Here is a 21766-nt window from a genome sequence, read left to right on the forward strand (position 1 = left end):
ACGGACACCGCTCACTGCCGGCACGGAGAAGCCGCACTCCGTACGGGATACCACGCAGGAGGGAGACGAAGCGTCGGTTGTCAGGGGCGTGTGTAGGAGTGCTTCAGCAGAACCTTCGCCGTGGCGGCCGTGGACGGGTTGTCCACACAGGTCGCCTCGACGATGTACGCGGTCACACGAGTGTCGTCCGAGGCGTCGGGAAGCACGACGAGTATCGCTTCCCTCCCCTTGTACGTGCCCTTCTCGGTGGCGAGAGCGGCGTCGTTGCGACCGATGCCGTCGCTGACGCATGTCGGCACCGCGGAGTCCTTGAGGACCCTGGGGCGGACGGCGTCGGACTCCGACTGCGACCCGAAGGTGTCCGCGGTGCCGGAGCCCTTCGCCTTCCCTTGGCTCTGTGCGAGGAGATCGGTGACCTGCTTCTCCAGCTTCCCCTCGGAGAAGGTGTCCGAGACGGCCGCCCGGGGGCCCTCGTTCTGTCCGGTGCCGTCGTTCATGGAGGACAGCACCACCGACCCCAGTCCCAGTGCGGCAACCGTGAACACGGTCCCCAGGACGGCGACCCGGCGACGCCCGCCGCGCGGACGGCCCTTGCGTCCCGGTCCGGTCGTGGTGGAACGGGGGCGCCCGGCGGGCCGGCCCTGAGGCGCCGATGTTTCACGTGAAACGTGCACGGGCTCGTCGTCGGAGGGTGCGGGAGAAGTACCGGCGGGTTCCTCGACAGCCTCGGGCTCCGGCGCCGTGGCATGCAGCAGGGCTTCCGCGGCCAGCGCGGCGTCGATGCGGCCCGCCACCTCGGCGGGCATGCGGGGCGGTCCCGGCGCCGTGCCGAGCAGGTCGCGGATCTCCTCGAGCGAGGCATGGACGTCCGCGCAGAGCACGCACGCGTTCAGGTGCCGGCGTACATCGGCGCTCCGGGTGGACGGGAGGATCCCTTCGGCCAGGTCGGAGATCTCCGTGACGTCCGGGTGCTCCGCCATGTCTGTCGTCGACGTCACGCTCGCCCACCTCCGCCCTTCACTACAGCCGGGTCGTTCGATCCTGGGTCCGGCGGATCCGCTCGCCGCGGGTCCGCTGCGGGTGGGACGGGCGCCCCCTGTGTACGGTTCCGTCCCCCGCCCTGTTTCCTGCCCTCACCGGGGCCCTCCGGCCGTAGATGGGCGAGCAGGGGCAGGAGTCTGGCTCTGCCCCGCGCGCAGCGGCTCTTCACCGTGCCGGTGGGCACGTCGAGGATGCGTGCGGCTTCGGCGACCGGATAGCCCTGCATGTCCACGAGGACGAGCGCCGCCCGCTGATCGGGTGGGAGGGTGCCCATGGCCTCGATGAGCTGGCGGTGCAGATCGTTGCGCTCAGCGGGGGCGGAGGCGGACTCGTGGGGTTCGAGCAACTGCTCCAGGCGCTCGGTGTCGTCGACCGGAGCGGTCTTGCGCGAGGCCGCTTTGCGGGCACGGTCCAGGCAGGCGTTCACCGTGATCCGGTGCAGCCACGTCGTGACGGCCGACTGGCCGCGGAAGGTGTGGGCGGCCCGATAGGCGGAGACGAGGGCGTCCTGAACGGCGTCAGCGGCCTCCTCGCGATCACCGAGCGTCCGGAGTGCCACGGCCCACAGCCGGTCACGGTGCCGGCGCACGAGCTCACCGAAGGCGTCGGGGTCGCCTTCGACATGGCGGGCGAGGAGGTCCTGATCGCTGACGTGGCCATAGGCGCTGTCGTCTGCCACCGGACCTCCCCCCTTCGGCTTCGTGGGCCCTCAGCCCTTGAACGTCACTTCGGTGATGGCCTGCTTGTAGCCTGCGCCGCTGTAACCGTCGGAGGGAGCGTTCGGCACAGCGGTGATCCACACCAGGACGTACTGGGTCTTGAGCGACTTGGCCGCCTTGACCGTGAGCGACGTCTCACTGGTGGTCTCGGTACCGATCTCCTTCATTCCCTCGATCCCCGTCGAGGGCGACAGCGAGTCGGCGGCGTAGAGGTGCACGGTCGTGTGATCACCGGCGTACCGGAGGCTCATCGACGCGGTGGACAGTTCCTGAGGCGAACCGAGGTCGTAGACGATGCCGACGCCGGGCTTGTACGGCGCGAGGGTCGGGCCGGCGTTGTACTTCTTCGTGCGCCAGTAGGTGGAGTCGTCGCCGTCGTAGGTGTTGGCCACATCCTCCGGTGCCTGCGCTTCACCCGCGGCGACGTACTCCTGGGCGCCCTCGACACCGAGCGGCTTGACCGGCTTGGGTTTGTTGTTGTCCTTGTCGTCGCCGTCCGTCGTCTGGGTCTTGTTCGTGTCGTCCGCCTTGCCGCCCTGCTCCATGAGCGCGTCCGCGAGCTGCCAGCTGCCCAGGCCCAGTGCGGCGATCAGCAGGGCCGAGACGGCCCACTTCAGGGTCTTGCCCGTGCGGCTCTGCAGCGGGGGAGGCGGGGACGGCACGGGCTGGGTGACGCCCGGGTGAGGCGCCGGGCGGCCGTAGGTGCCCTGCTGGTACGTCGTGCGCTGGTAGTCGGGCGGGGTGGTGAACGCGGGCTCCGGCGGGCGGATGCGGGGCATCTCCCCGATCGCCTTCACCAGTTCCTCGGGCGTGGTGCACGCCGACTCGTGGCGCGAGGCGGTGGCACCGTCGTTGGCCAGCGCGCGCATGGCCAGCTCGGACAGCCCGCGGTGGACACCGGCGCGCACCTGGTCGGGCGGGATCAGCCCGATGTCCTTCGGCAGCCCGGACATGCCGTAGGCGTCGTTCTCGTACGGCCAGCGCTGGGTGAGCGCCGCGTAGAGCAGGGCGCCGATGGACTCGGTGTCGGTGCGCTGCGGGGTGTCGGAGCCGACGCCCCGCAGCGCCGCGTTCACCGCGAGGCCGCGGATGCGCCACTGGCCGGTCGAGGTGCGCAGGACGGCATTGGGGTTCAGACGCAGATGGGCGAGGCCCTCGCGGTGGGCCGCGGCCATGGCGGCGGAGACCTGGCTGACCATCTGGTAGGCGTCGTACACCTCCAGCGGACCGGCCGCCAGAAGCGTCGTCAGTTCGGTGGCGTCGGGGAGCCACTCGTGCACGACGTAGACGACGTCGTTCTCCTCCACGGCGTCCAGGACCTGGACGAAGCGCGGGTCGCCCAGCAGGGCGGAGGAGCGGGCCGCGGCCAGGACCGACCGGGCGCGCGCGTGATCCGCGGGCAGGATGTGCACGCCGACGGCGCGGCGGAGCTTCTCGTCCACGGCACGCCAGCTGCTGAACCCGTCCAGACGGGTGACGCACTCCTCGAGGCGGTAGCGCCTGGCGAGCTTGTGACCGCTGTGCAGTTCGGGTGGCGAGGTCATCGCGGAACCTCCGGGCCCGGTGCTCTCCTGTGCCTCGTCGCTGTCCGTGTCCCGCTCCCGGTTCTGGGCCACCCCGTCGGCCGTGGACTGGTCCGCCTGCGCGGTCAGCGGCTGCTCGCCACTGTCGTCTGCCACGTCGACGGCAGCTGTGCTCCGTTCGGCCACCGTCGTTCCCTGCCTCCCCATCCCATGCGCGTCGGCCGGCGTCCGTCGCGCGCCGTTCGACGCCGAGACCAATTGTGCCCACAGTCCGCCGCTATGCACGACACACAGTGGCCGACGATGGTTGTGCGCCTACCCCCTGGCTCAGCGTCCAAGGCGTCCGCGCACCATACCGACCAGCGAGTTGACCTCCTCGATCCGCATCCGGCGGGCGGCCACGAAAAAGACTCCGAACAGCACGGCCCCACCGGCCAGCAGCGCGGCGAACGAGCCCAGGACGTCCTGGCCGAGCGTCTGCACGATCCCGTAGCAGGCCGCGCCGCTGAGCAGTGCGGCGGGAACGGAGGCGATGCACAGCCGCGCGTAGGTCCGCAGCACCCTGGAGCCGTCCAGGTCCCCGCCCAGCCGCTTGCGCAGCCGGCTCCAGGCCACGCCGACACCGATCACGTAGGCCAGACCGTACGAGGCGGCCATGCCGACCACGGCCCAGCGGGCCGGGAGCACGAAGTAGCAGATGCCCGAGGCGATCGCGTTGCCCGCGGCCACGATGACCGTGTTGTAGAAGGGGGTTCGGGTGTCTTCGTACGCGTAGAAGGCGCGCAGGACGACGTACTGCACGGAGTAGGGGATCAGGCCGAGGCCGAAGGCCATCAGCATGTAGCCCATGTTGGTGGCCGCTCCGGTACCCGAGGAGCCGAACATCAGCGTGCACATCGGGATGCCGAGCGAGACGAAGCCGAAGGCGACCGGCACGATGGCGACTGCCGTGGTGCGCAGGCCCTGGGAGATGTCGTCCCGGACGGCACCGGCGTCGTCCTCGGCCGCTGAGCGGGAGATGCGCGGCAGCAGGGCCGCCATCAAGGAGACGGTGATGATGGCCTGGGGCAGGCCCCAGATCAGCTGGGCGTTGGCGTAGGCGGCGAAGCCGGTGCCCTTCACATCGGAATCCAGGCCCGCAGCGGTGGACAGCTGACTCACCACCAGAGCGCCTGCCTGGTTGGCGAGGACGAACAGGATGGTCCACTTGGCCAGCATCGCCGCCTTGCCCAGTCCGTGCCCCTTCCAGTCGAAGCGCGGACGGATGCGGAACCCGGTCTCGCGGAGATACGGGATCATCGCCAGAGCCTGGACGACGAGACCGAGCAGGACGCCGATGCCGAGGAGCCGCTGACCCTCCGGAGGGATGTTCGCGACCTCCATCTGCGAGTCCGCGGCGGTGCCGTAGACCCAGATGAAGGTGCCGAGGGTGACGATGATGACGATGTTGTTCAGGACCGGGGTCCACATCATCGCGCCGAACCGGCCGCGGGCGTTCAGGATCTGACCCATCACCACGTGAACGCCCATGAAGAAGATCGAGGGCAGGAAGTAGCGGGTGAAGGTGACGGCGACGTCGTTGGCCTCGGGGTTGCCGGCGACCGGGTTCGACAGGGCGCGTACCAGGAGCGGGGCAGCCAGCCACGCGAGGGCGGTGAGCGCCGCGAGGGCCACCATGACGAGCGTCAGCAGCCGGTTCGCGTACGCCTCGCCTCCGTCCTCGTCCTCCTTCATCGCCCGCACGAGCTGCGGTACGAAGACGGAGTTGAGGCCACCGCCGACGGTCAGGATGTAGATCATGGTCGGCAGCTGATAGGCGACCTGGAACGAGTCGCCGAGCAGACCGAGGCCCAGGGCCGAGACGATCAGCGCGGACCGAACGAACCCGGTGAGGCGGGACACCATCGTGCCCGCCGCCATCACGGCGCTTGACTTCAGCAGTCCCCCGGCCCGGCCGCCCTTCTTCGGTGCGGGGGCGGGAGCCGGGTCAGGTGCGGGAGCCTCCGCGACGGGAGGCGGAGTGGCCCCCGCGTAGTGGCCGGGTGCCGAGGCGGCCGGTCCCGGCACCGGCGCGTAGGGCTGTAGGCCGCTCACCGGGGGGTGGCCAGGGTGTCCGCCGCCGTGCTGCTGGGGGTACCCGCCACCCTGCTGCTGGTCGGTGAGGGCGCCGCTCTGCTGCTGATCGCGGAACAGATGGGCGAAGGCGTCCGGTTCATGGCGCTGGTCGCCGGCCTGGCCGACCAGGTCGTCCACGCCCACGAACTGTGTGGTGCGCGGGTCGTCGCCGTACGGCAGGTACTGCGTCGGCCCGTCCGGCTCGGGCGCGGGCGTCTGGGCCCACACCCGTGGGTCGGGGGCGTACGGAGACTGGGGCGGCTGCCCGTACAGCGGCTGCTGAGGGGGGAAGGCGCCCGGAGGGGGCGGCGGGTGCGCGGCGCGGTCGTAGAGCGCCTCGGCGACCGGGTCCTGGGCGGCGAGGTCCTGCGCCCGGTAGGGGTCCTGGTCGTAGGCGTCCCGGAGGTACGGGTCGACGGGCGGCTGCGGCACCTGGTCGTGCCCGGGCGGCGGACCCTGCGGGGGGTCCGACTCGGGATGGCCCGAGTTGCCCGCGGCATGGCCGCGGTCACCGTCGTACGGCGCGTTCATGGTTACCCCACCTCATCGTCCCGGGCCCACCGGCCACGACATCTCAACGGTCCACTCTCTCACCCGTGCCGGACGGGCCGGCGTTCTCCGGTGCGGTGTCCGGTGTCGGGTCACTCGGCTGCTCCGGGTCGTCCGCCCCCGCGTCCGTCCCGGATTCCCGGGTGGGACGCTCTCCGGCGGCTTCCGGGTTCTGCGGGTCGTCGGTGTCCTCGTCCGCCTCGTGATCCCGCCCGTCCGCCTCGCAGGCCGCGGCCCGCTTGCGCTGGGTGTACATCCGGAAGCCGGCGAGGACGAGCAGCAGCACGCCACCGCCGATGACCAGCATCACCGTGGCGGTGATCTCGGTGACCTTCACGTCGAACGTGACGGGTTCGCCGTACTTCTGGCCGTCCTGCGTATACAGCTGGGCGACCACCGTCGCCCGTCCGTTGGCGTTGGCGGACGTGGTGAACTTCACCGACTGGCTGTGGCCGCCGGAGACCGCGACGGGCTGCTCCTCGTAGGCGTCCCCGTCGATCTCGAGACGGGTCGGGTTGGTCGAGGTGAGCCGCAGCACCAGGTGCTCGACGCCCTGCACCAGGTTGTTCTGGACCGTCACGGGGATGGTGGCACTGCGGCCGGAGAGTTTCGTCTCCGACTTGTCGATCAGTCTGATGCGGCCGATGAGCGTGTCGAGGTACGACTCGACGCCGCTCCGGTAGATCGCCGCCTCGGACTGCCGGCCCCTCCACGACACGGACATCGCCCGGTTCAGGGCACGTCCGAACGGGGTCACCACGCGGGACTGGTCGGAGAGGATCACCTTGAACTTGTCGAGCTTGGCCTGCGTCCTCCCGATCTGCTCGAACGTGGCACGCGGCAGCTCGCGCTTGCGCAACGAGGAGGGGTACGCGGAGGCCGGGGGAACCCTGGTGGTGGCGGCGGGGTCCGGTTCGGCCTTGGCGGCCGCCGTGAGGTCCTGCGACTCGGACCAGGTTCCGTCCTGGAGGATCGTGAGCGCCTCGGCCATCGTCTGGGCCTGGCTGGCGGACGGCATGCGCTGCGGTGCGACGACGACGCTGCGCTGCCTCCCCGTCTGCAGTCCGAGGGTCAGACTCTGGGCCAGGAACCGCTGCACGGCGAGCGTGGAGGCGGAAGCCTTGATCATGTCGCCCTGGAACGCCGTGGACAGCCGCGCGTCCGAGACGACGGCCGTGGTGCCGCCGCCGATGGGCCGTGGCGCGGAGGGCGTGTACGACAGGTCGCCGGTCTCCTCGAAGGTGTCGCTGCGGGCGATCACCTTGTCGGCTCCGGCGGACGTGGCGACCTTGACGATGGAGGGGTCGACGGCGCCGTTGACGGGCCAGGCGAAGTCCGTGGTGGGTTTGGTGTGGAGGATTGACTCCACGGTGCCGGGGGCGACGTCGCTGGCTTCCTTGAGGTGGCTCAGCGAGCCGGTGACGGACGTGCCGTTGTGCGCGAGGGAGGCCAGGTCGGGATCGCCGAACGGCAGCACGACGACCTCCTTGTCCGCCACGGCCTTCTGCACCTCGGTGAGCCACCGCTTGGCGACCGACTGGTGGCCGCCGACGACGCTGGTGTCACCCTCGCCGGGGACCTCGTAACGGTCGGTCATCGCCTCGACGGACGCCAGCAGGTCCGGGTCGATCACCCAGGTGACGTCGAGGTCCTTGCCCAGCGCCACCATCCGGTCCAGCCGGCCGCCGGGGGAGATCTCCTCGGCGAGGTCGTCGTCCTGGAGGACCGGGGTCTGCTGCTCGTCCGAACCCGTCTCCGCCGTTATGTGGGAGGTGGAGATCAGCGGCCACATGAACGTCGTCTTCGTCTTCGTGCCGGCTTCGTCGGGCTGCCACGGCAGGAACGTCCGCTGGACGCCGAGGGTCTGCGGCCACGGCTGCGCGGAGGTCTCCCCGGAGAGCGCCACGGTCAGCTGGTAGACGCCGTCCTGTCCGAGGTCCAGCTTGTTCACCGGCACGGAGAGGGTGAAGGGCTGCGAGACACCGGGAGTGAGCTTGTCGAACTTCTCGGCGTACTTGTCGCCGACCTCCACGCCGAGGACGCTCTGCACGTCGGTGCTGTCCTTCGCGACGCTGTCGATGCCCGAGCGGGTGTTCAGCAGCGGCCCCACACGAAGCCCCACATGGGCGTCGGTGACGGTCTGCTTGCCCTTGTTGGTCACTGTTCCGGACACGGTGACGGTGTCGCCCTCGGTGGGGGCTCCGGGGGTGAGGGTGTCGACCGAGACGGAGACCGAGCCCTTGTCGGAGGCGGCCTGCGACGCGTCCGCACCGGCGGCCTCCGCGGGGGGCGCGGCGGGCAGCTGGACGAGCCCCGTCAGCAGGGGCGCCCCGGCGAGCAGGGCTCCGGTGCGCCGCAGCCAGCGGCGGGCAGGTGAGGGACTGGTCCCCTGGAAGTCTGCCGCCTCGGCCACGCGCTCGCCCGTCCCTCGTCTTCGTCAGTGGTCGTCGGAATGTGCGTCCACGCATGGTAACGAGGTGTGCTGGGAGGAAGTGCCGCGGACCGGTCCTACAAGATCGGGGGTGCGGGCCTTGTCCGTGTATCGGCGGGGGTGTCCGCGCGCGTCATGAGGGCGCTCCCGGCCGTTCGGGCCACGTACCCTCTTCTGTTGTGCCGAACGCCAACGAAGACACCAGTGCCCTGAGCCAGGCGCAGGACCGCGCCGTGAGTGAACTGCTGCGGGTCGCCCCTGTCGCCGACGACCTCGCCCGCCGCTTCCAGGAGGCCGGGTTCTCACTCGCCCTGGTGGGCGGCTCGGTGCGGGACGCGTTGCTCGGCCGCCTCGGCAACGATCTGGACTTCACGACCGACGCCCGCCCGCAGGACGTGCTGAAGATCATGCGTCCCTGGGCGGACGCCGTCTGGGACGTCGGGATCGCCTTCGGCACGGTCGGCGCGCAGAAGGACGCCCGCGTCGAAGACGCCGACCGAAGCTTCCAGATCGAGGTGACCACCTATCGCTCGGAGGCGTACGACCGCACCTCGCGCAAGCCGGAGGTGTCGTACGGCGATTCGATCGAGGAGGATCTGGTCCGTCGTGACTTCACGGTGAACGCGATGGCCGTCGCGCTGCCGGAGAAGCGGTTCATCGATCCGCACGGCGGTCGCGCCGATCTGGCCGCGCGGGTGCTGCGTACCCCGGGCACGCCCGAGGAGTCCTTCTCGGACGATCCGCTGCGGATGATGCGGGCCGCCCGTTTCGCCGCCCAGCTCGACTTCGAGGTGGCACCCGAGGTCGTCACGGCGATGAAGGAGATGGCCGAGCGCATCGAGATCGTCTCCGCCGAGCGCGTGCGGGACGAGTTGAACAAGCTGATTCTCTCCACGCACCCGCGCAAGGGACTGTCCCTGCTCGTGGACACCGGGATCGCCGCGTGCGTGCTGCCCGAGCTGCCGGCCCTGCGCCTGGAGCGGGACGAGCACCACCGGCACAAGGACGTCTACGACCACACGCTGATCGTCCTGGAGCAGGCGATGGCCCTGGAGGAGGACGGCCCCGATCTGACCCTGCGCCTGGCAGCCCTGCTGCACGACATCGGCAAGCCACGCACGCGGCGCTTCGAGAAGGACGGGCGCGTCTCGTTCCACCACCACGAAGTGGTCGGGGCGAAGATGACCAAGAAGCGCATGACGGCGCTCAAGTACTCCAACGAGCTGGTGAAGGATGTCTCGCGTCTCGTCGAGCTCCATCTGCGCTTTCACGGCTACGGCACGGGAGAGTGGACGGACTCCGCCGTGCGCCGCTACGTCCGTGACGCCGGACCGCTTCTCGGGCGGCTCCACAAGCTGACCCGTTCGGACTGCACGACCCGCAACAAGCGCAAGGCCTCGGCGCTCTCGCGTGCGTACGACGGCTTGGAGGCGCGCATCGCCCAGCTTCAGGAGCAGGAGGAACTGGACGCCATCCGCCCGGACCTCGACGGCAACCAGATCATGGAGATCCTCGGCGTCAAGCCGGGCCCGGCCGTCGGCCAGGCGTACAAGCACCTGCTGGAGCTCCGACTGGAGAACGGTCCGATGGGGCACGACGCGGCGGTGGCGGCGCTCAAGGAGTGGTGGGCCGGACAGCAGGGCTGAGAGCGTGGAACGGGGGCATGTTTCACGTGAAACATGCCCCCGTTGGCATGACGAGGGCGGTGTTTCACGTGAAACACCGCCCTTTGAAGCCTGCAAGGAGGCGCTACTTCACTTCCTTCAGGCAGAGAACCACATTGTGGCTGCTGTCACCCGTCTGGTAGTAGGAGATCGTCGCCTCCTGGACGGTCTCGCACTTGCTGTCGTCACTGGTGTTGTCGAACTTCTCGACCACCTTGTACTGGGCGTCCCCCGAGGAGCAGTCGACCGTCTTGAGCTCCGGGCTGATCTGCGTGCCCTCGTTGTGCATGCAGCTGCCCACCGACGTGGTCTCGGCGTCGGTCTGGCCGAAGAACCACTTGCCCACGGCTATGAGCACCGCGATGACAATGAAGCCGACGATGCGCAGTGCCTTCTTGCTGAAGCGCTTGGCGGGAGCCGGTGGGGGGACCGGAGTGCCCGGCGGGGGGAACCCGGGCTGGCCCGCCTGCTGCGGGAAGGGGGCCTGGTCGGCCTGGCCCTGGGGCTGCTGCTGACCCTGTGCGAACGGGTTGCCCTGGGGCGGCGGAGTGGTCATGTGGGAGTCCCCCTGGAACATAGATACGTGGCGCGAAAGATGCGCTGATAAGACGCACGTAAGCTACCGGCCCGCACTGACAACTCCGTGGCTCGATATGGCTCTGTGGCGTTGATGTGACACTTACTGGCGCTCAAAACGGGCCATAGCCACAGCTACTCCTCCGTAGATAACGGCGATCGTTACCACGAGGGGGATCGATCGGCCGTCCGGCGGGAGCATCAGGGCGGCCACCCCCGCGGCGCCGACGAAGGCCACGTTGAACAGGACGTCGTACACGGAGAAGATCCGGCCGCGGAAGTCGTCGTCGACACAGGCCTGGACGAGGGTGTCCGTGGCGATCTTCGCACCCTGGGTGGTCAGACCCAGGACGAACGCCCCGGCCAGCAGAGGGCCGGAGGCGAAGGGCAGACCGAGCAACGGCTCCAGCACGGCCGCCGTAGCGGCGCACACCACGATCCAGCGGCCGGGGCCGAGCCGCCCCGCGGCCCAGGGCGTGAGGACGGCCGCGGCGAAGAAGCCGGCTCCGGACACGCCCAACGCCAGTCCCAGCAGGGCGAGCCCCTCGTCGGTGGTCGACGTCAGGGCGTACCGGCAGAGCATCAGCAGCATGACGAGCATCGCGCCGTAGCAGAACCGCATGAGCGACATCGCCGTGAGCGCCCAGGCGGCCTCCCTGCGCCGGGGAGCGGCGAGGTGCCGTACGCCTGCCAGCAGATCGCGCGCCGTCCCGGTGAGCGCCGTGGCCAGCCGGGGGTGTGCCCACGCGTGGTCGGGACCCAGCAGTTCCTTCGCCATGCGCAGTGAGGCCAGGGCCGCGCACAGGTACAGCGCGGCGCCCACGAGCACCACGGCCGCGTCGGAGTCGGCGATGACCAGGCGGACGAGGAAGGCGAGACCACCGCCCGCGGTCGCGGCGAGCGTCCCGGCGGTCGGGGAGAGGGAGTTGGCGACCACCAGCCGCCCGCTGTCCACCACGCGAGGCAGCGCTGCGGACAGCCCGGCGAGGACGAAGCGGTTGACGCCCGTGACGCACAGGGCGGCGACGAGGAGGAGCCAGTCGGGCACCCGGCCGAGGATCAGGAGGGCGGTCACCGAGGCCATCAGGGCGCGCAGCAGGTTGCCGTACAGGAAGACCTGACGGCGGCGCCAGCGGTCCAGGAGGACTCCCGCGAAGGGGCCGACCACGGAGTAGGGGAGGAGCAGAACCGCCATCGCGGAGGCGATCGCCGTGGCCGACGTCTGCTTCTCGGGGGAGAAGACCACGTAGGCGGCGAGCGCGACCTGGAAGACGCCGTCGGCGCCCTGGGAGAGCAGCCGGACGGCGAGCAGGCGTCTGAAGCCCTGGAGACGCAGCAGAACGCGCAGGTCACGGACGACGGCCATGGGGCACAGCCTCACATACGGAGAGGGTCTCCGGGACATGTGCCCCGGAGACCCTCACCTGCCCACCAGGGGGAGGTCTCAGCGCTCGACCTCGCCCTGGATGAACTTCTCGACGTTCTCGCGGGCCTCGTCGTCGAAGTACTGCACCGGCGGGGACTTCATGAAGTACGAGGACGCCGAGAGGATCGGGCCGCCGATGCCCCGGTCCTTGGCGATCTTCGCGGCGCGCAGGGCGTCGATGATGACACCGGCGGAGTTCGGGGAGTCCCAGACCTCGAGCTTGTACTCCAGGTTCAGCGGGACGTCACCGAACGCGCGGCCCTCCAGGCGGACGTAGGCCCACTTGCGGTCGTCCAGCCAGGCCACGTAGTCGGACGGGCCGATGTGGACGTTCTTCTCGCCGAGATCCCGGTCGGGGATCTGCGAGGTGACGGCCTGCGTCTTGGAGATCTTCTTGGACTCGAGGCGGTCGCGCTCGAGCATGTTCTTGAAGTCCATGTTGCCGCCGACGTTCAGCTGCATCGTGCGGTCCAGGACGACACCGCGGTCCTCGAACAGCTTCGCCATGACGCGGTGCGTGATGGTGGCGCCGACCTGGGACTTGATGTCGTCACCGACGATCGGGACGCCCGCCTCGGTGAACTTGTCCGCCCACTCCTTGGTGCCGGCGATGAAGACCGGGAGGGCGTTGACGAAGGCGACCTTGGCGTCGATGGCGCACTGGGCGTAGAACTTCGCCGCGTCCTCGGAGCCGACGGGCAGGTAGCAGACGAGGACGTCGACCTGCTTGTCCTTGAGGACCCGGACGACGTCGACCGGCTCCTCGGCGGACTCCTCGATGGTCTCCCGGTAGTACTTGCCGAGACCGTCGAGGGTGTGGCCGCGCTGGACCTGGACGCCGCTGTTCGGCACGTCGCAGATCTTGATGGTGTTGTTCTCGGAGGCGCCGATGGCGTCCGCGAGGTCCAGACCGACCTTCTTGGCGTCCACGTCGAAGGCGGCGACGAACTCGATGTCACGGACGTGGTAGTCGCCGAACTGGACGTGCATCAGGCCCGGGACCTTGGACGCCGGGTCGGCGTCCTTGTAGTACTCGACGCCCTGCACCAGCGATGCGGCGCAGTTGCCCACGCCGACGATGGCTACGCGAACCGAACCCATTCCGGTTGCTCCCTGTGTGTACGAGTGAGGCCCTTCAGCGGGTCTCACGTGGCGGTGTCGTCGGGCGTATCCGGCCGGGGATCGTCCCCGGTCCGGGGCAGGCCGCCCGTCGTTCCAGATGTGGTGTCCTGCTGAGCGGGTCCCCCGGTGGCGGATCCCTTCAGGTCCCGCCCGGCCCGCTCGCTCTCGATGAGCTCGTTCAGCCAGCGCACTTCGCGCTCCACGGACTCCATCCCGTGGCGCTGGAGCTCGAGCGTGTAGTCGTCGAGGCGCTCCCGGGTCCGGGCCAGGGAGGCGCGCATCTTCTCGAGGCGCTCCTCCAGCCGGCTGCGGCGGCCTTCGAGCACGCGCATGCGCACGTCGCGCGACGTCTGCCCGAAGAAGGCGAACCGCGCGGCGAAGGTCTCGTCCTCGTACGCGTCCGGTCCCGTCTGGGAGAGGAGCTGCTCGAAGTGCTCCTTACCCTCCGCCGTCAACCGGTAGACGATCTTGGCGCGTCGCCCCGTGAGCGGAGCGGCGAGGGCGTCCTCGCTGGTGTTCCCCGGTTCCTCGATCAACCAGCCGTTTGCGAGCAGCGTCTTGAGGCAGGGGTAGAGCGTCCCGTAGCTGAACGCACGGAACACACCCAGTGACGTATTGAGTCGTTTGCGCAGCTCATAGCCGTGCATCGGGGACTCGCGGAGCAGGCCGAGTACGGCGAACTCGAGGATCCCGGAACGCCGGCTCATCGTCGCCTCCTCTCTGCCGCGGTCGTGCCGTGACGGACTCGTGTGCGGCTCGTCGCCGCCCTTATGCCGAACTGATGTATCGACTCGATACATCACGACGATAGAACGGCCTTCCGGATGCGACAAGGGCAAGGAAAGTGAACGGGGTCACATCACCGGTCGATCAGGAGCAAGTTGCCTGATTTGAGGTGAACTTCTGTGCTCGGCGGGTTTTGGCGGTGCGTAGTCTGTGCGCCATGCAGACCACCGGGAACCGAGTGACGCCCGGGGACGTCTTGGTCCCCGGTGCGGTACGGGTGAATGCGCGAAGCGCCGCATCCGTACTTCGGGGGGACCGGAAACCAGCCGCCGTTTCCAGGCGCGCAAGGGTGCGCCTGCCCGAGGAGTAGTCGTTCGATGAGCGAGCACCGTCGCAAACCGCCGCAGCCGCAGGGAGGCGGACGTGCCGCGGCCCGACGCGGCCAGTCCGGCTCGTCCTCCGGCCGCCGCGCGGCACCGCGAGGCGCCACCGGGTCTCCGTCCGATTCCTATGGGTCGGGCTCCCACGGCTCGGGGGGTGAGGAACACATGTACGGCAGCCGCGCCGAGGCGCGGCGCGCGGCACAGAGGGGCGGGGGCCGCCGTGCCGGTGCCGCGGGCCCCGGCCGGGGCGGCGGGCGCGCGGCTCCTCCCGGGAAGAAGCGGATCATCGACTATCCGCGCCACGACAAGGACGGCTGGCGCCGCTGGACGCCGTCGTGGAGGCTCGTGTCCGGGCTGTGCCTCGCGCTCTTCGGCAGCATGGTCGCCGTGGCGGGGATCGGATACGCCATGGTGAGCGTGCCCAGCGAGGAGAACGCCATGGCGTTGTCCGAGAACAACGTCTACTACTGGGCCGACGGCACCCAGATGGTCGCCACCGGCAGCGGCCAGAACCGGCAGAACGTCACGATCGACCGGATCCCCGCGGCCATGCAGTGGGCGGTGATCTCGGCCGAGAACAAGAGCTTCTACGACGACTCGGGCATCGACCCCATGGGCATCGCCCGGGCGCTCGGCAACATGGCCACGGGTGGGAACACCCAGGGCGGTTCGACGATCACCCAGCAGTTCGTGAAGAACACCTACCTGAGCCAGGAGCAGACGGTCTCCCGGAAGTTCAAGGAGATGTTCATCTCGATCAAGGTGGGCACCAAGCTATCCAAGAAGCAGATCCTCCAGGGCTATCTGAACACCTCGTACTACGGCCGTGGCGCCTACGGCATCCAGGCCGCCGCCCAGACCTACTACGGCAAGGACGCGGTCGATCTCACGCCCAGCGAGTGCGCCTTCCTCGCCGCGCTGCTCAAGGGGCCGACGTACTACGACCCCGCGGGCAATCAGAACCTCGACTCCGCCGCCACCCCCGAGAAGAACCGTGAGCGTTCCGAGGAGCGCTGGAGCTGGATCCTCGAGCAGATGCACGCGGACGAGCACCTCTCGGACGCCGACTACCAGAAGGCGACCAAGAAGTACCCCGAGCCGCAGGGCCGCAAGGCGGTCAAGGGCATGACCGGCCAGGTCAGCTACCTCGTCGACACGGCGAAGCGCTACGTCCTGAAGAACTCCGACATCACCGAGGCGCAGTTCGACCAGGGCGGCTACCAGATCTACACGACCTTCGAGAAGGACAAGGTCGAGGCGCTGGCCAAGGCCGTGCAGAAGGTCGAGAAGGAGAAGCTCGACCCGAAGAAGCGCGAGGAGGACCGGCACGTCCAGTTCGGCGCGGCGTCGGTGAAGCCCAACGACGGTGCGATCGTCGCGCTCTACGGCGGTGCCGGCTTCGAGAACGGCCACTTCAACAACAACGCGGACACCTCGGGTGTCCCCGTCGGTTCGACGTGGAAGCCGTTCGTGCTGGCCGCCGCGATGCAGCACGGCACGTACAAGACGAACGGCGTGGGCGTCTCGCCGCAGAGCAAGTACAACGGCAACGACCACCTGCAGATCAGGGAGAACGACGGCTCCCTCGTCCTCAAGAAGGACAACACGCCCTTCTTCCAGGAGAACGAGACCGACTACAAGTGGGGTTACATCACCCTGCACAAGGCGATGGAGCAGTCCGTCAACACCCCCTTCGTGCAGCTCGGCATGGACGTGGGGATGAAGAACGTGGCGGAGGTCGCCGAGAAGGCCGGCATCCTGAAGGAAAGCTTCTCCGGGCAGCTGAACGCGTCGTTCGCCCTGGGCACGTCGACCCCCAGCGCGATCCGCATGGCCGACGCCTACGCGACCTTCGCGGCGTCCGGCAAGCAGGCCGACCCGTACTCGGTGACCGCGGTCAAGCACAAGGGGACGGAGCTGCCCGGCTTCGAGAAGCCGCGCGTCAAGCTGGCGATGCCCGAGAACGTGGCGCACAACGTCACCGAGGTCCTCGAGAACGTGATCGCGAACGGTACCGGTTACAAGGCGCAGGGACTGGGGCGTGCGGCGGCCGGCAAGACGGGTACGACCGACGAGAACAAGTCCGCGTGGTGGGTCGGCTACACCCAGCAGCTCGCGACCTCGGTCGCCATGTTCCGTGAGGACCCCAAGGACCACAAGCTGCTCTCCATGAACGGCACGGCGGGTGAGGAATCCATCCACGGTGGTGACGTCCCCACGCAGATCTGGACCGAGTACATGAAGGTCGCCCTGAAGGGCGAGGAGGACCCCGGATTCCCCAAGGCCGAGAAGATCGGCGAGATCGCGGACGGGATCGGAGCGCCGTCTCCCACCCCGACCGCCACGGAGACCGAGGAAGAAGAGGAGAAGGAGACGCCGACGGCGCCCGCGTCGCCCACGCGGACCGAGACCACGCCGCCGTCACCGACCAACACCGCCACGTGCGGGCCGTTCGACTTCAACTGCGAAGACGACGGTGAGGAGGAAACGGGCGGCACGGACAACGGCGGCACGGACAACGGCGGCACGGACGGAGGGGCGACCAGCTCGCCGGATCCCACGTCCAGCAGTGACCCCGGGAACAGCAGGGGCAACGGCAACGGAGGCAACACTCTCTTCGGAGGCTCCACGGGCTGACCGGCGCACCGCGCCTCGCGTGTGAGATCGGTCTTCGGTATCTGCTTGCGTGGATACCGAAGGCCGATCTTTTCCTTTGCGCTGGAAAAGCGATGTGATGCCATGGGCCGGACGGGTATCCGTTGTTCGGTCTCATTGGTTTTCCTGCGAGATGCGCGGGGCTTTCGACTGGTCGGTCCGGTGAGCCGCCGCGGCAGTCGCTTGCGTGCGGGGTCTCTCGTGCGACCGGAGGTGAAGGACACGCCGGCCGACGGCCACCACGTGCGGGCGCGGCTGTATGTGGTGCACGCCGATGAGACGTACTACTTCCCCTGGCGTGAGAATGACGAGGGAAACGGCGTCACTAAAACGTGGGACGCGTATGTCTCGGGCCCGGGCAATATTTTTTGACGCCGGGGTTCAGGTCGCCCGCTATGAGGGGAGCGACCAGCTCAACTACTGTAAGAAAAGGATCAACCTGTAGTGAATCAGGGCACGAAGTCCGGCGGCGGCAGTCGCCGGCCGTGTGCTTCCTGGTGGCGATGAAGTCATCCGAAACCGCTGACTCTTCGCTCCGAACGGGACTGGTGAGCATTGGTGATCGGTGAGGGTTCTGCCGGTTCCGTCTCCTTCCGCGCTCCACATGCCCCACGAACGCGTGGAGCACGTCTCATGGCTTGGTCCCGGCCTCAGGGGCGCCGGGTCCGCACGGGGCGCTGACCGGTCCGGACGAGAACGCTTCCGATCCGGTCGACCGGGAGGCCGGTGTGCGGATCGCGCGCTGGGGAGGGCGGTTGCGGGCGGAGGGCGCCGAGGCGGAGGAAGAGCGGTCCGTGCTCGAGCGGCCATGGGCCGATGACGGGCACGGACACGGTCTTCCGCCGCGCCACAGGACACCGGCCTCGATGACGCGTCCGCGAACGGCGTCGGCTGCGGACCTGAGCCTGGGGAGTCCCGGAGACTTACGGCAGGATGTTCGGCATGCCCAGTGGAGAATCGACGCGAGCGAGCGTCCACGAGCCGGAGCCGGTGCGGCCGACCGAGGAGGACCGGGTCGCCGCGGCCGGCAGCGAGCTGATCGGCGGTCCGCTCGGGCGGCGCGCTCTGACCGGGACCTCCTGGTGGTCCCCGGTGCGGGTGATCGCGCTCGTTGCGATCGGCATGTTCGCCCTCGGCCTGGTGCAGAAGGCGCCCTGCTACAACGGCGCCTGGTTCGTCGGCGCCGGCTCCCAGTACACGCATGCGTGCTACTCGGACATCCCGCACCTCTACCAGGGGCGCGGCTTCGCCGACGGGCTGGTGCCGTACTTCGACAGGCTCCCCGGGGACATGGAGTACCTCGAGTACCCGGTGCTGACCGGCCTGTTCATGGAGGTCGCCGCCTGGCTCACCCCCGGCAGCGGCAGTGTCCAGGACCAGGAACAGTGGTACTGGATGGTCAACGCCGGGATGCTCATGGCGTGCGCGGCCGTCATCGTCGTCTGCGTGACCCGTACGCACGCGCGGCGGCCCTGGGACGGTCTGCTGGTCGCGCTGGCGCCGGCCTTCGCGCTGACCGCGACCATCAACTGGGACCTGCTGGCGGTCGCCCTGACGGCCGCCGCGATGCTGATGTGGTCACGGGGGCGCTCCCTCGCCTTCGGCGTCCTCCTCGGGCTCGCCACGGCCGCCAAGCTCTATCCCGTGCTGCTGCTCGGGCCGCTGCTGGTGCTGTGCTGGCGCGCGGGACGGTGGCGGGAGTACGGCACGGCCCTCGGCGGTGCGGCCGTCGCCTGGCTCGTCGTGAACGGGCCCGTGATGCTCTTCGCGTTCGACGGCTGGTCGAAGTTCTACACGTTCAGCCAGGAGAGGGGCGTCGACTTCGGGTCCTTCTGGCTGATCCTGGCGCAGAACTCGGACGACCCGCTGAGCACCGACACGGTCAACACGCTCGCCACGGTGCTGATGCTGCTGTGCTGCGTGGGTGTCGCGGCGCTCGCGCTCACGGCCCCCCGCCGGCCGCGGTTCGCCCAGCTCGCCTTCCTGATCGTCGCGGCGTTCATCCTCACCAACAAGGTCTACTCGCCGCAGTACGTCCTGTGGCTGGTGCCGCTGGCGGCCCTGGCCCGGCCGAAGTGGCGGGACTTCCTCGTCTGGCAGGCCTGCGAGGTGGCGTACTTCCTGGGCATCTGGATGTACCTCGCCTACACGACCAGCGGGGACGCCCACAAGGGACTGCCCGTCGACGGCTATCACTGGGCGATCGGAGTGCATCTGCTGGGGACGCTCTACCTGTGCGCCATGGTCCTGCGCGACATCCTGATGCCGGAGCGGGACCCGGTGCGCCGGTCCGGTGACGACGACCCCTCGGGCGGGGTGCTGGACGGGGCGGAGGACGTGTTCGTGCTCGGTCCCGCGGCTCACCCCGCGCGGCACGCGGTCCACTTCGAGGGGACCCCGGTCGAATGGGGCAGGACGGAAGCCACCGGGGGTTCGCTCTGAGCGAACGCGCCGGGGGTGACGTCCGCTCAGGGCACGGGAACGGCCGTACACGGAAGAACCGTGTACGGCCGTTCCCGCTGTCAGCGGTCGAGGAGCCGGTCGAACTGCGTGGTGGTGTGCCGGAGATGAGCCACCAGTTCCTCGCCCACCTTCGGTTCCGGCGCGTCCGCGGGCACGAACAGGATCGACACCTGCATGTGCGGCGGCTCGGCGAACCAGCGCTGCTTGCCGCCCCAGACGAACGGCGAGAGGTTCCGGTTGACCGTGGCGAGGCCGGCGCGGGCGACGCCCTTGGCGCGCGGCATGACGCCGTGCAGGGCCTTGGGCGCCTCCAGCCCCACCCCGTGCGACGTACCGCCCGCCACGACCACCAGATAGCCGTCGGAGGCGGCCTTCTGCTGCCGGTAGCCGAACCGGTCCCCCTTGGCGACGCGTGTGACGTCCAGGACCGCGCCCCGGTACTCGGTGGCCTCGTGGTCCCCCAGCCAGAGCCGGGTGCCGATCCGGGCGCGGAAGCGGGTCTGCGGGAACTGCTGCTGCAGCCGGGCGAGCTCGTCGGCCTTGAGGTGACTCACGAACATCGTGTGCAGCGGGAGGCGGGCCGCCCGCAGACGGTCCATCCAGCCGATGACCTCCTCGACGGCGTCCGAGCCGTCGGTGCGGTCCAGCGGCAGGTGGATGGCGAACCCCTCCAGCCGGACGTTCTCTATCGCCGAGTGCAGCTGGGGCAGGTCCTGCTCGCTGACGCCGTGCCGTTTCATCGAGGACATCACCTCGATGACCACCCGGGCGCCCACCAGTCCGTACACGCCGTCGACGGACGACACCGAGCGGATGACCCGGTCGGGCAGCGGCACCGGCTCCTCGCCGCGCCGGTAGGGCGTCAGCACCAGCAGGTCGCCGCTGAACCAGTCCTTGATCCGGGCGGCCTCGTACGTCGTGCCGACCGCGAGGACGTCCGAGCCGAGCCGGGTGGCCTCCTCGGCCAGCCGCTCGTGGCCGAAGCCATAGCCGTTGCCCTTACAGACCGGGACCAGTCCCGGGAACTGCTCCTGCACGTGCTTGTGATGCGCCCGCCAGCGCGCGGTGTCGACGTAGAGCGTGAGCGCCATGGCCGGACCTGGAACCTTTCTCGTGGCTGCGGTGTGTCAGAGGTGGGGGACGACGGGAGCCGCCGGAGCGGCGAAGCGGGGTTCAGCGGCGCGACATGTAGATGTCGAGAGCCTTGTGGAGCAACTTGTTCAGCGGGAAGTCCCACTCGCCGAGGTACTCGGCGGCCTGGCCGCCGGTGCCCACCTTGAACTGGATCAGACCGAAGAGGTGGTCGGTCTCGTCCAGCGAGTCGGAGATGCCGCGCAGGTCGTAGACGGTCGCGCCGAGCGCGTAGGCGTCGCGCAGCATCCGCCACTGCATCGCGTTCGAGGGCCGGACCTCGCGGCCGATGTTGTCGGAGGCGCCGTAGGAGTACCAGACGTGCCCCCCGACGATCAGCATCGTCGCCGCGGACAGGTTCACGCCGTTGTGCCGGGCGAAGTACAGCCGCATGCGGTTGGGGTCCTCGGTGTTGAGGGCCGTCCACATGCGCTGGAAGTACGACAGCGGGCGGGGCCGGAAGTGGTCGCGCACGGCCGTGATCTCGTACAGCCGCTGCCACTCGGGCAGATCGTCGTAGCCGCCCTGGACGACCTCGACGCCGGCCTTCTCCGCCTTCTTGATGTTGCGGCGCCACAGCTGGTTGAAGTTCTTGTGGACGTCTTCCAGGGCGCGGTTGGCCAGCGGCACCTGGTAGACGTAGCGGGGCTGGACGTCGCCGAAGCCGGCGCCGCCGTCCTCGCCCTGCTGCCAGCCCATGCGGCGCAGCTTGTCGGCGACCTCGAAGGCGCGGGGCTCGATGAAATCGGCCTCCAGGTCACGCAGACGCTTCACGTCCTGGTCCTGGATGCCCCTCTTGATGGTCGTGGCCTCCCAGCGCCGGATGATCACCGGCGGGCCCATCTTCACCGAGAACGCGCCCTGCTGCTTCAGGTGGGCGAGCATCGGCTCGATCCACTCCTGGAGATTCGGCGCGAACCAGTTGATGACCGGGCCCTCGGGCAGGTAGGCGAGGTAACGCTTGATCTTGGGCAGTTGCCGGTAGAGGACGAGCCCGGCTCCGACCATCTCGCCGGTCCGGTCGTCGAACCAGCCGAGGTTCTCCGAGCGCCATTCCGCCTTGACATCAGCCCAGGCCGGGACCTGCATGTGACTCGCCGACGGCAGGCTCTGGATGTAGGCCAGATGCTGCTCTCGGCTGATGGTCCTCAGGGTCAGGCTCATTCGGGGCGCTCCTCGGGCTGGTGTGTCCCCATGGGTTCAGGGGCTCCGGCTCTCGCGCGAAGCCTACTGCGCCTCGGG

Annotated in this window: 14 protein-coding genes; 3 read left to right on the top strand and 11 right to left on the bottom strand. The window is 69.2% G+C overall.

Features of this window, described 5'->3' with window-relative positions:
- Positions 1–80 precede the first annotated feature (80 nt).
- The 5 genes from ADK41_RS29170 to ADK41_RS29190 all read right to left on the bottom strand — a co-directional run bounded on the left by ADK41_RS29170 (position 81) and on the right by ADK41_RS29190 (position 8360).
- Complete coding sequence (locus tag ADK41_RS29170; protein ID WP_030820118.1) at positions 81–998, bottom strand: anti-sigma factor family protein; 918 nt, start codon at positions 996–998, stop codon at positions 81–83.
- On the bottom strand, positions 995–1720 hold the full coding sequence (gene sigM / locus ADK41_RS29175) for an RNA polymerase sigma factor SigM (protein ID WP_030820120.1): 726 nt from the start codon (positions 1718–1720) through the stop codon (positions 995–997). Before sigM ends, ADK41_RS29170 begins: the two co-directional genes overlap by 4 nt.
- A 30-nt stretch (positions 1721–1750) precedes the next feature.
- Positions 1751–3469 carry a protein kinase family protein gene (locus ADK41_RS29180; protein ID WP_030820122.1) on the bottom strand — a complete coding sequence of 573 codons (1719 nt, stop codon included), beginning with the start codon at positions 3467–3469 and terminating at the stop codon, positions 1751–1753.
- Between the two features lie 141 nt (positions 3470–3610).
- On the bottom strand, positions 3611–5929 hold the full coding sequence (gene murJ / locus ADK41_RS29185; RefSeq protein WP_030820124.1) for a murein biosynthesis integral membrane protein MurJ: 2319 nt from the start codon (positions 5927–5929) through the stop codon (positions 3611–3613).
- A gap of 43 nt (positions 5930–5972) precedes the next feature.
- Positions 5973–8360: a DUF6049 family protein gene (locus ADK41_RS29190; protein ID WP_030820127.1), complete on the bottom strand. Its 2388-nt coding sequence runs from the start codon at positions 8358–8360 to the stop codon at positions 5973–5975.
- A 197-nt stretch (positions 8361–8557) separates the two neighbouring features.
- On the opposite strand from ADK41_RS29190, the gene ADK41_RS29195 reads away from it, so the two are divergent.
- On the top strand, positions 8558–10024 hold the full coding sequence (locus ADK41_RS29195; protein WP_051842947.1) for a CCA tRNA nucleotidyltransferase: 1467 nt from the start codon (positions 8558–8560) through the stop codon (positions 10022–10024).
- Positions 10025–10127: 103 nt separating this feature from the next.
- Here ADK41_RS29195 and ADK41_RS29200 read toward each other — a convergent pair whose 3' ends face one another.
- The 4 genes from ADK41_RS29200 to ADK41_RS29215 all read right to left on the bottom strand — a co-directional run bounded on the left by ADK41_RS29200 (position 10128) and on the right by ADK41_RS29215 (position 13873).
- Positions 10128–10598, bottom strand: coding sequence for an LppU/SCO3897 family protein (locus tag ADK41_RS29200; RefSeq protein WP_030820131.1), 471 nt, complete (start codon positions 10596–10598; stop codon positions 10128–10130).
- Positions 10599–10721: 123 nt separating this feature from the next.
- Complete coding sequence (locus ADK41_RS29205) at positions 10722–11984, bottom strand: MFS transporter (RefSeq protein WP_030820133.1); 1263 nt, start codon at positions 11982–11984, stop codon at positions 10722–10724.
- Between the two features lie 78 nt (positions 11985–12062).
- Entirely contained in the window at positions 12063–13145 is a 1083-nt protein-coding gene (locus ADK41_RS29210; protein WP_030820135.1) for an inositol-3-phosphate synthase, read from the bottom strand.
- Between the two features lie 44 nt (positions 13146–13189).
- Complete coding sequence (locus ADK41_RS29215; protein ID WP_030820137.1) at positions 13190–13873, bottom strand: PadR family transcriptional regulator; 684 nt, start codon at positions 13871–13873, stop codon at positions 13190–13192.
- A gap of 396 nt (positions 13874–14269) precedes the next feature.
- Here ADK41_RS29215 and ADK41_RS29220 point away from each other — a divergent pair, with 396 nt between their 5' ends.
- Together ADK41_RS29220 and ADK41_RS29230 are read left to right on the top strand one after the other, a co-directional pair.
- Positions 14270–16912: a transglycosylase domain-containing protein gene (locus tag ADK41_RS29220; RefSeq protein WP_199822363.1), complete on the top strand. Its 2643-nt coding sequence runs from the start codon at positions 14270–14272 to the stop codon at positions 16910–16912.
- A 951-nt stretch (positions 16913–17863) separates the two neighbouring features.
- On the top strand, positions 17864–19372 hold the full coding sequence (locus ADK41_RS29230) for a glycosyltransferase family 87 protein (protein ID WP_030820141.1): 1509 nt from the start codon (positions 17864–17866) through the stop codon (positions 19370–19372).
- A gap of 80 nt (positions 19373–19452) precedes the next feature.
- Here ADK41_RS29230 and ADK41_RS29235 read toward each other — a convergent pair whose 3' ends face one another.
- Both ADK41_RS29235 and femX read right to left on the bottom strand, forming a co-directional pair.
- Positions 19453–20484, bottom strand: coding sequence for an alanine racemase (locus tag ADK41_RS29235; RefSeq protein ID WP_030820142.1), 1032 nt, complete (start codon positions 20482–20484; stop codon positions 19453–19455).
- Positions 20485–20566: 82 nt separating this feature from the next.
- Positions 20567–21688, bottom strand: a complete 1122-nt coding sequence (femX, locus tag ADK41_RS29240; RefSeq protein WP_030820144.1) for a peptidoglycan bridge formation glycyltransferase FemX — start codon at positions 21686–21688, stop codon at positions 20567–20569.
- Positions 21689–21766 lie beyond the last annotated feature (78 nt).

This window comes from Streptomyces caelestis, from assembly GCF_001279005.1.
Lineage (GTDB): Bacteria > Actinomycetota > Actinomycetes > Streptomycetales > Streptomycetaceae > Streptomyces > Streptomyces heliomycini.

Coding starts and splice junctions, on each gene's coding strand:
- murJ (WP_030820124.1), bottom strand. CDS start 5,929: ATGAACGCGCCGTACGACGGTGACCGCGGCCATGCCGCGGGCAACTCG.
- ADK41_RS29200 (WP_030820131.1), bottom strand. CDS start 10,598: ATGACCACTCCGCCGCCCCAGGGCAACCCGTTCGCACAGGGTCAGCAG.
- ADK41_RS29205 (WP_030820133.1), bottom strand. CDS start 11,984: ATGGCCGTCGTCCGTGACCTGCGCGTTCTGCTGCGTCTCCAGGGCTTC.
- ADK41_RS29210 (WP_030820135.1), bottom strand. CDS start 13,145: ATGGGTTCGGTTCGCGTAGCCATCGTCGGCGTGGGCAACTGCGCCGCA.
- ADK41_RS29215 (WP_030820137.1), bottom strand. CDS start 13,873: ATGAGCCGGCGTTCCGGGATCCTCGAGTTCGCCGTACTCGGCCTGCTC.
- ADK41_RS29220 (WP_199822363.1), top strand. CDS start 14,270: ATGAGCGAGCACCGTCGCAAACCGCCGCAGCCGCAGGGAGGCGGACGT.
- ADK41_RS29230 (WP_030820141.1), top strand. CDS start 17,864: ATGTTCGGCATGCCCAGTGGAGAATCGACGCGAGCGAGCGTCCACGAG.
- ADK41_RS29235 (WP_030820142.1), bottom strand. CDS start 20,484: ATGGCGCTCACGCTCTACGTCGACACCGCGCGCTGGCGGGCGCATCAC.
- femX (WP_030820144.1), bottom strand. CDS start 21,688: ATGAGCCTGACCCTGAGGACCATCAGCCGAGAGCAGCATCTGGCCTAC.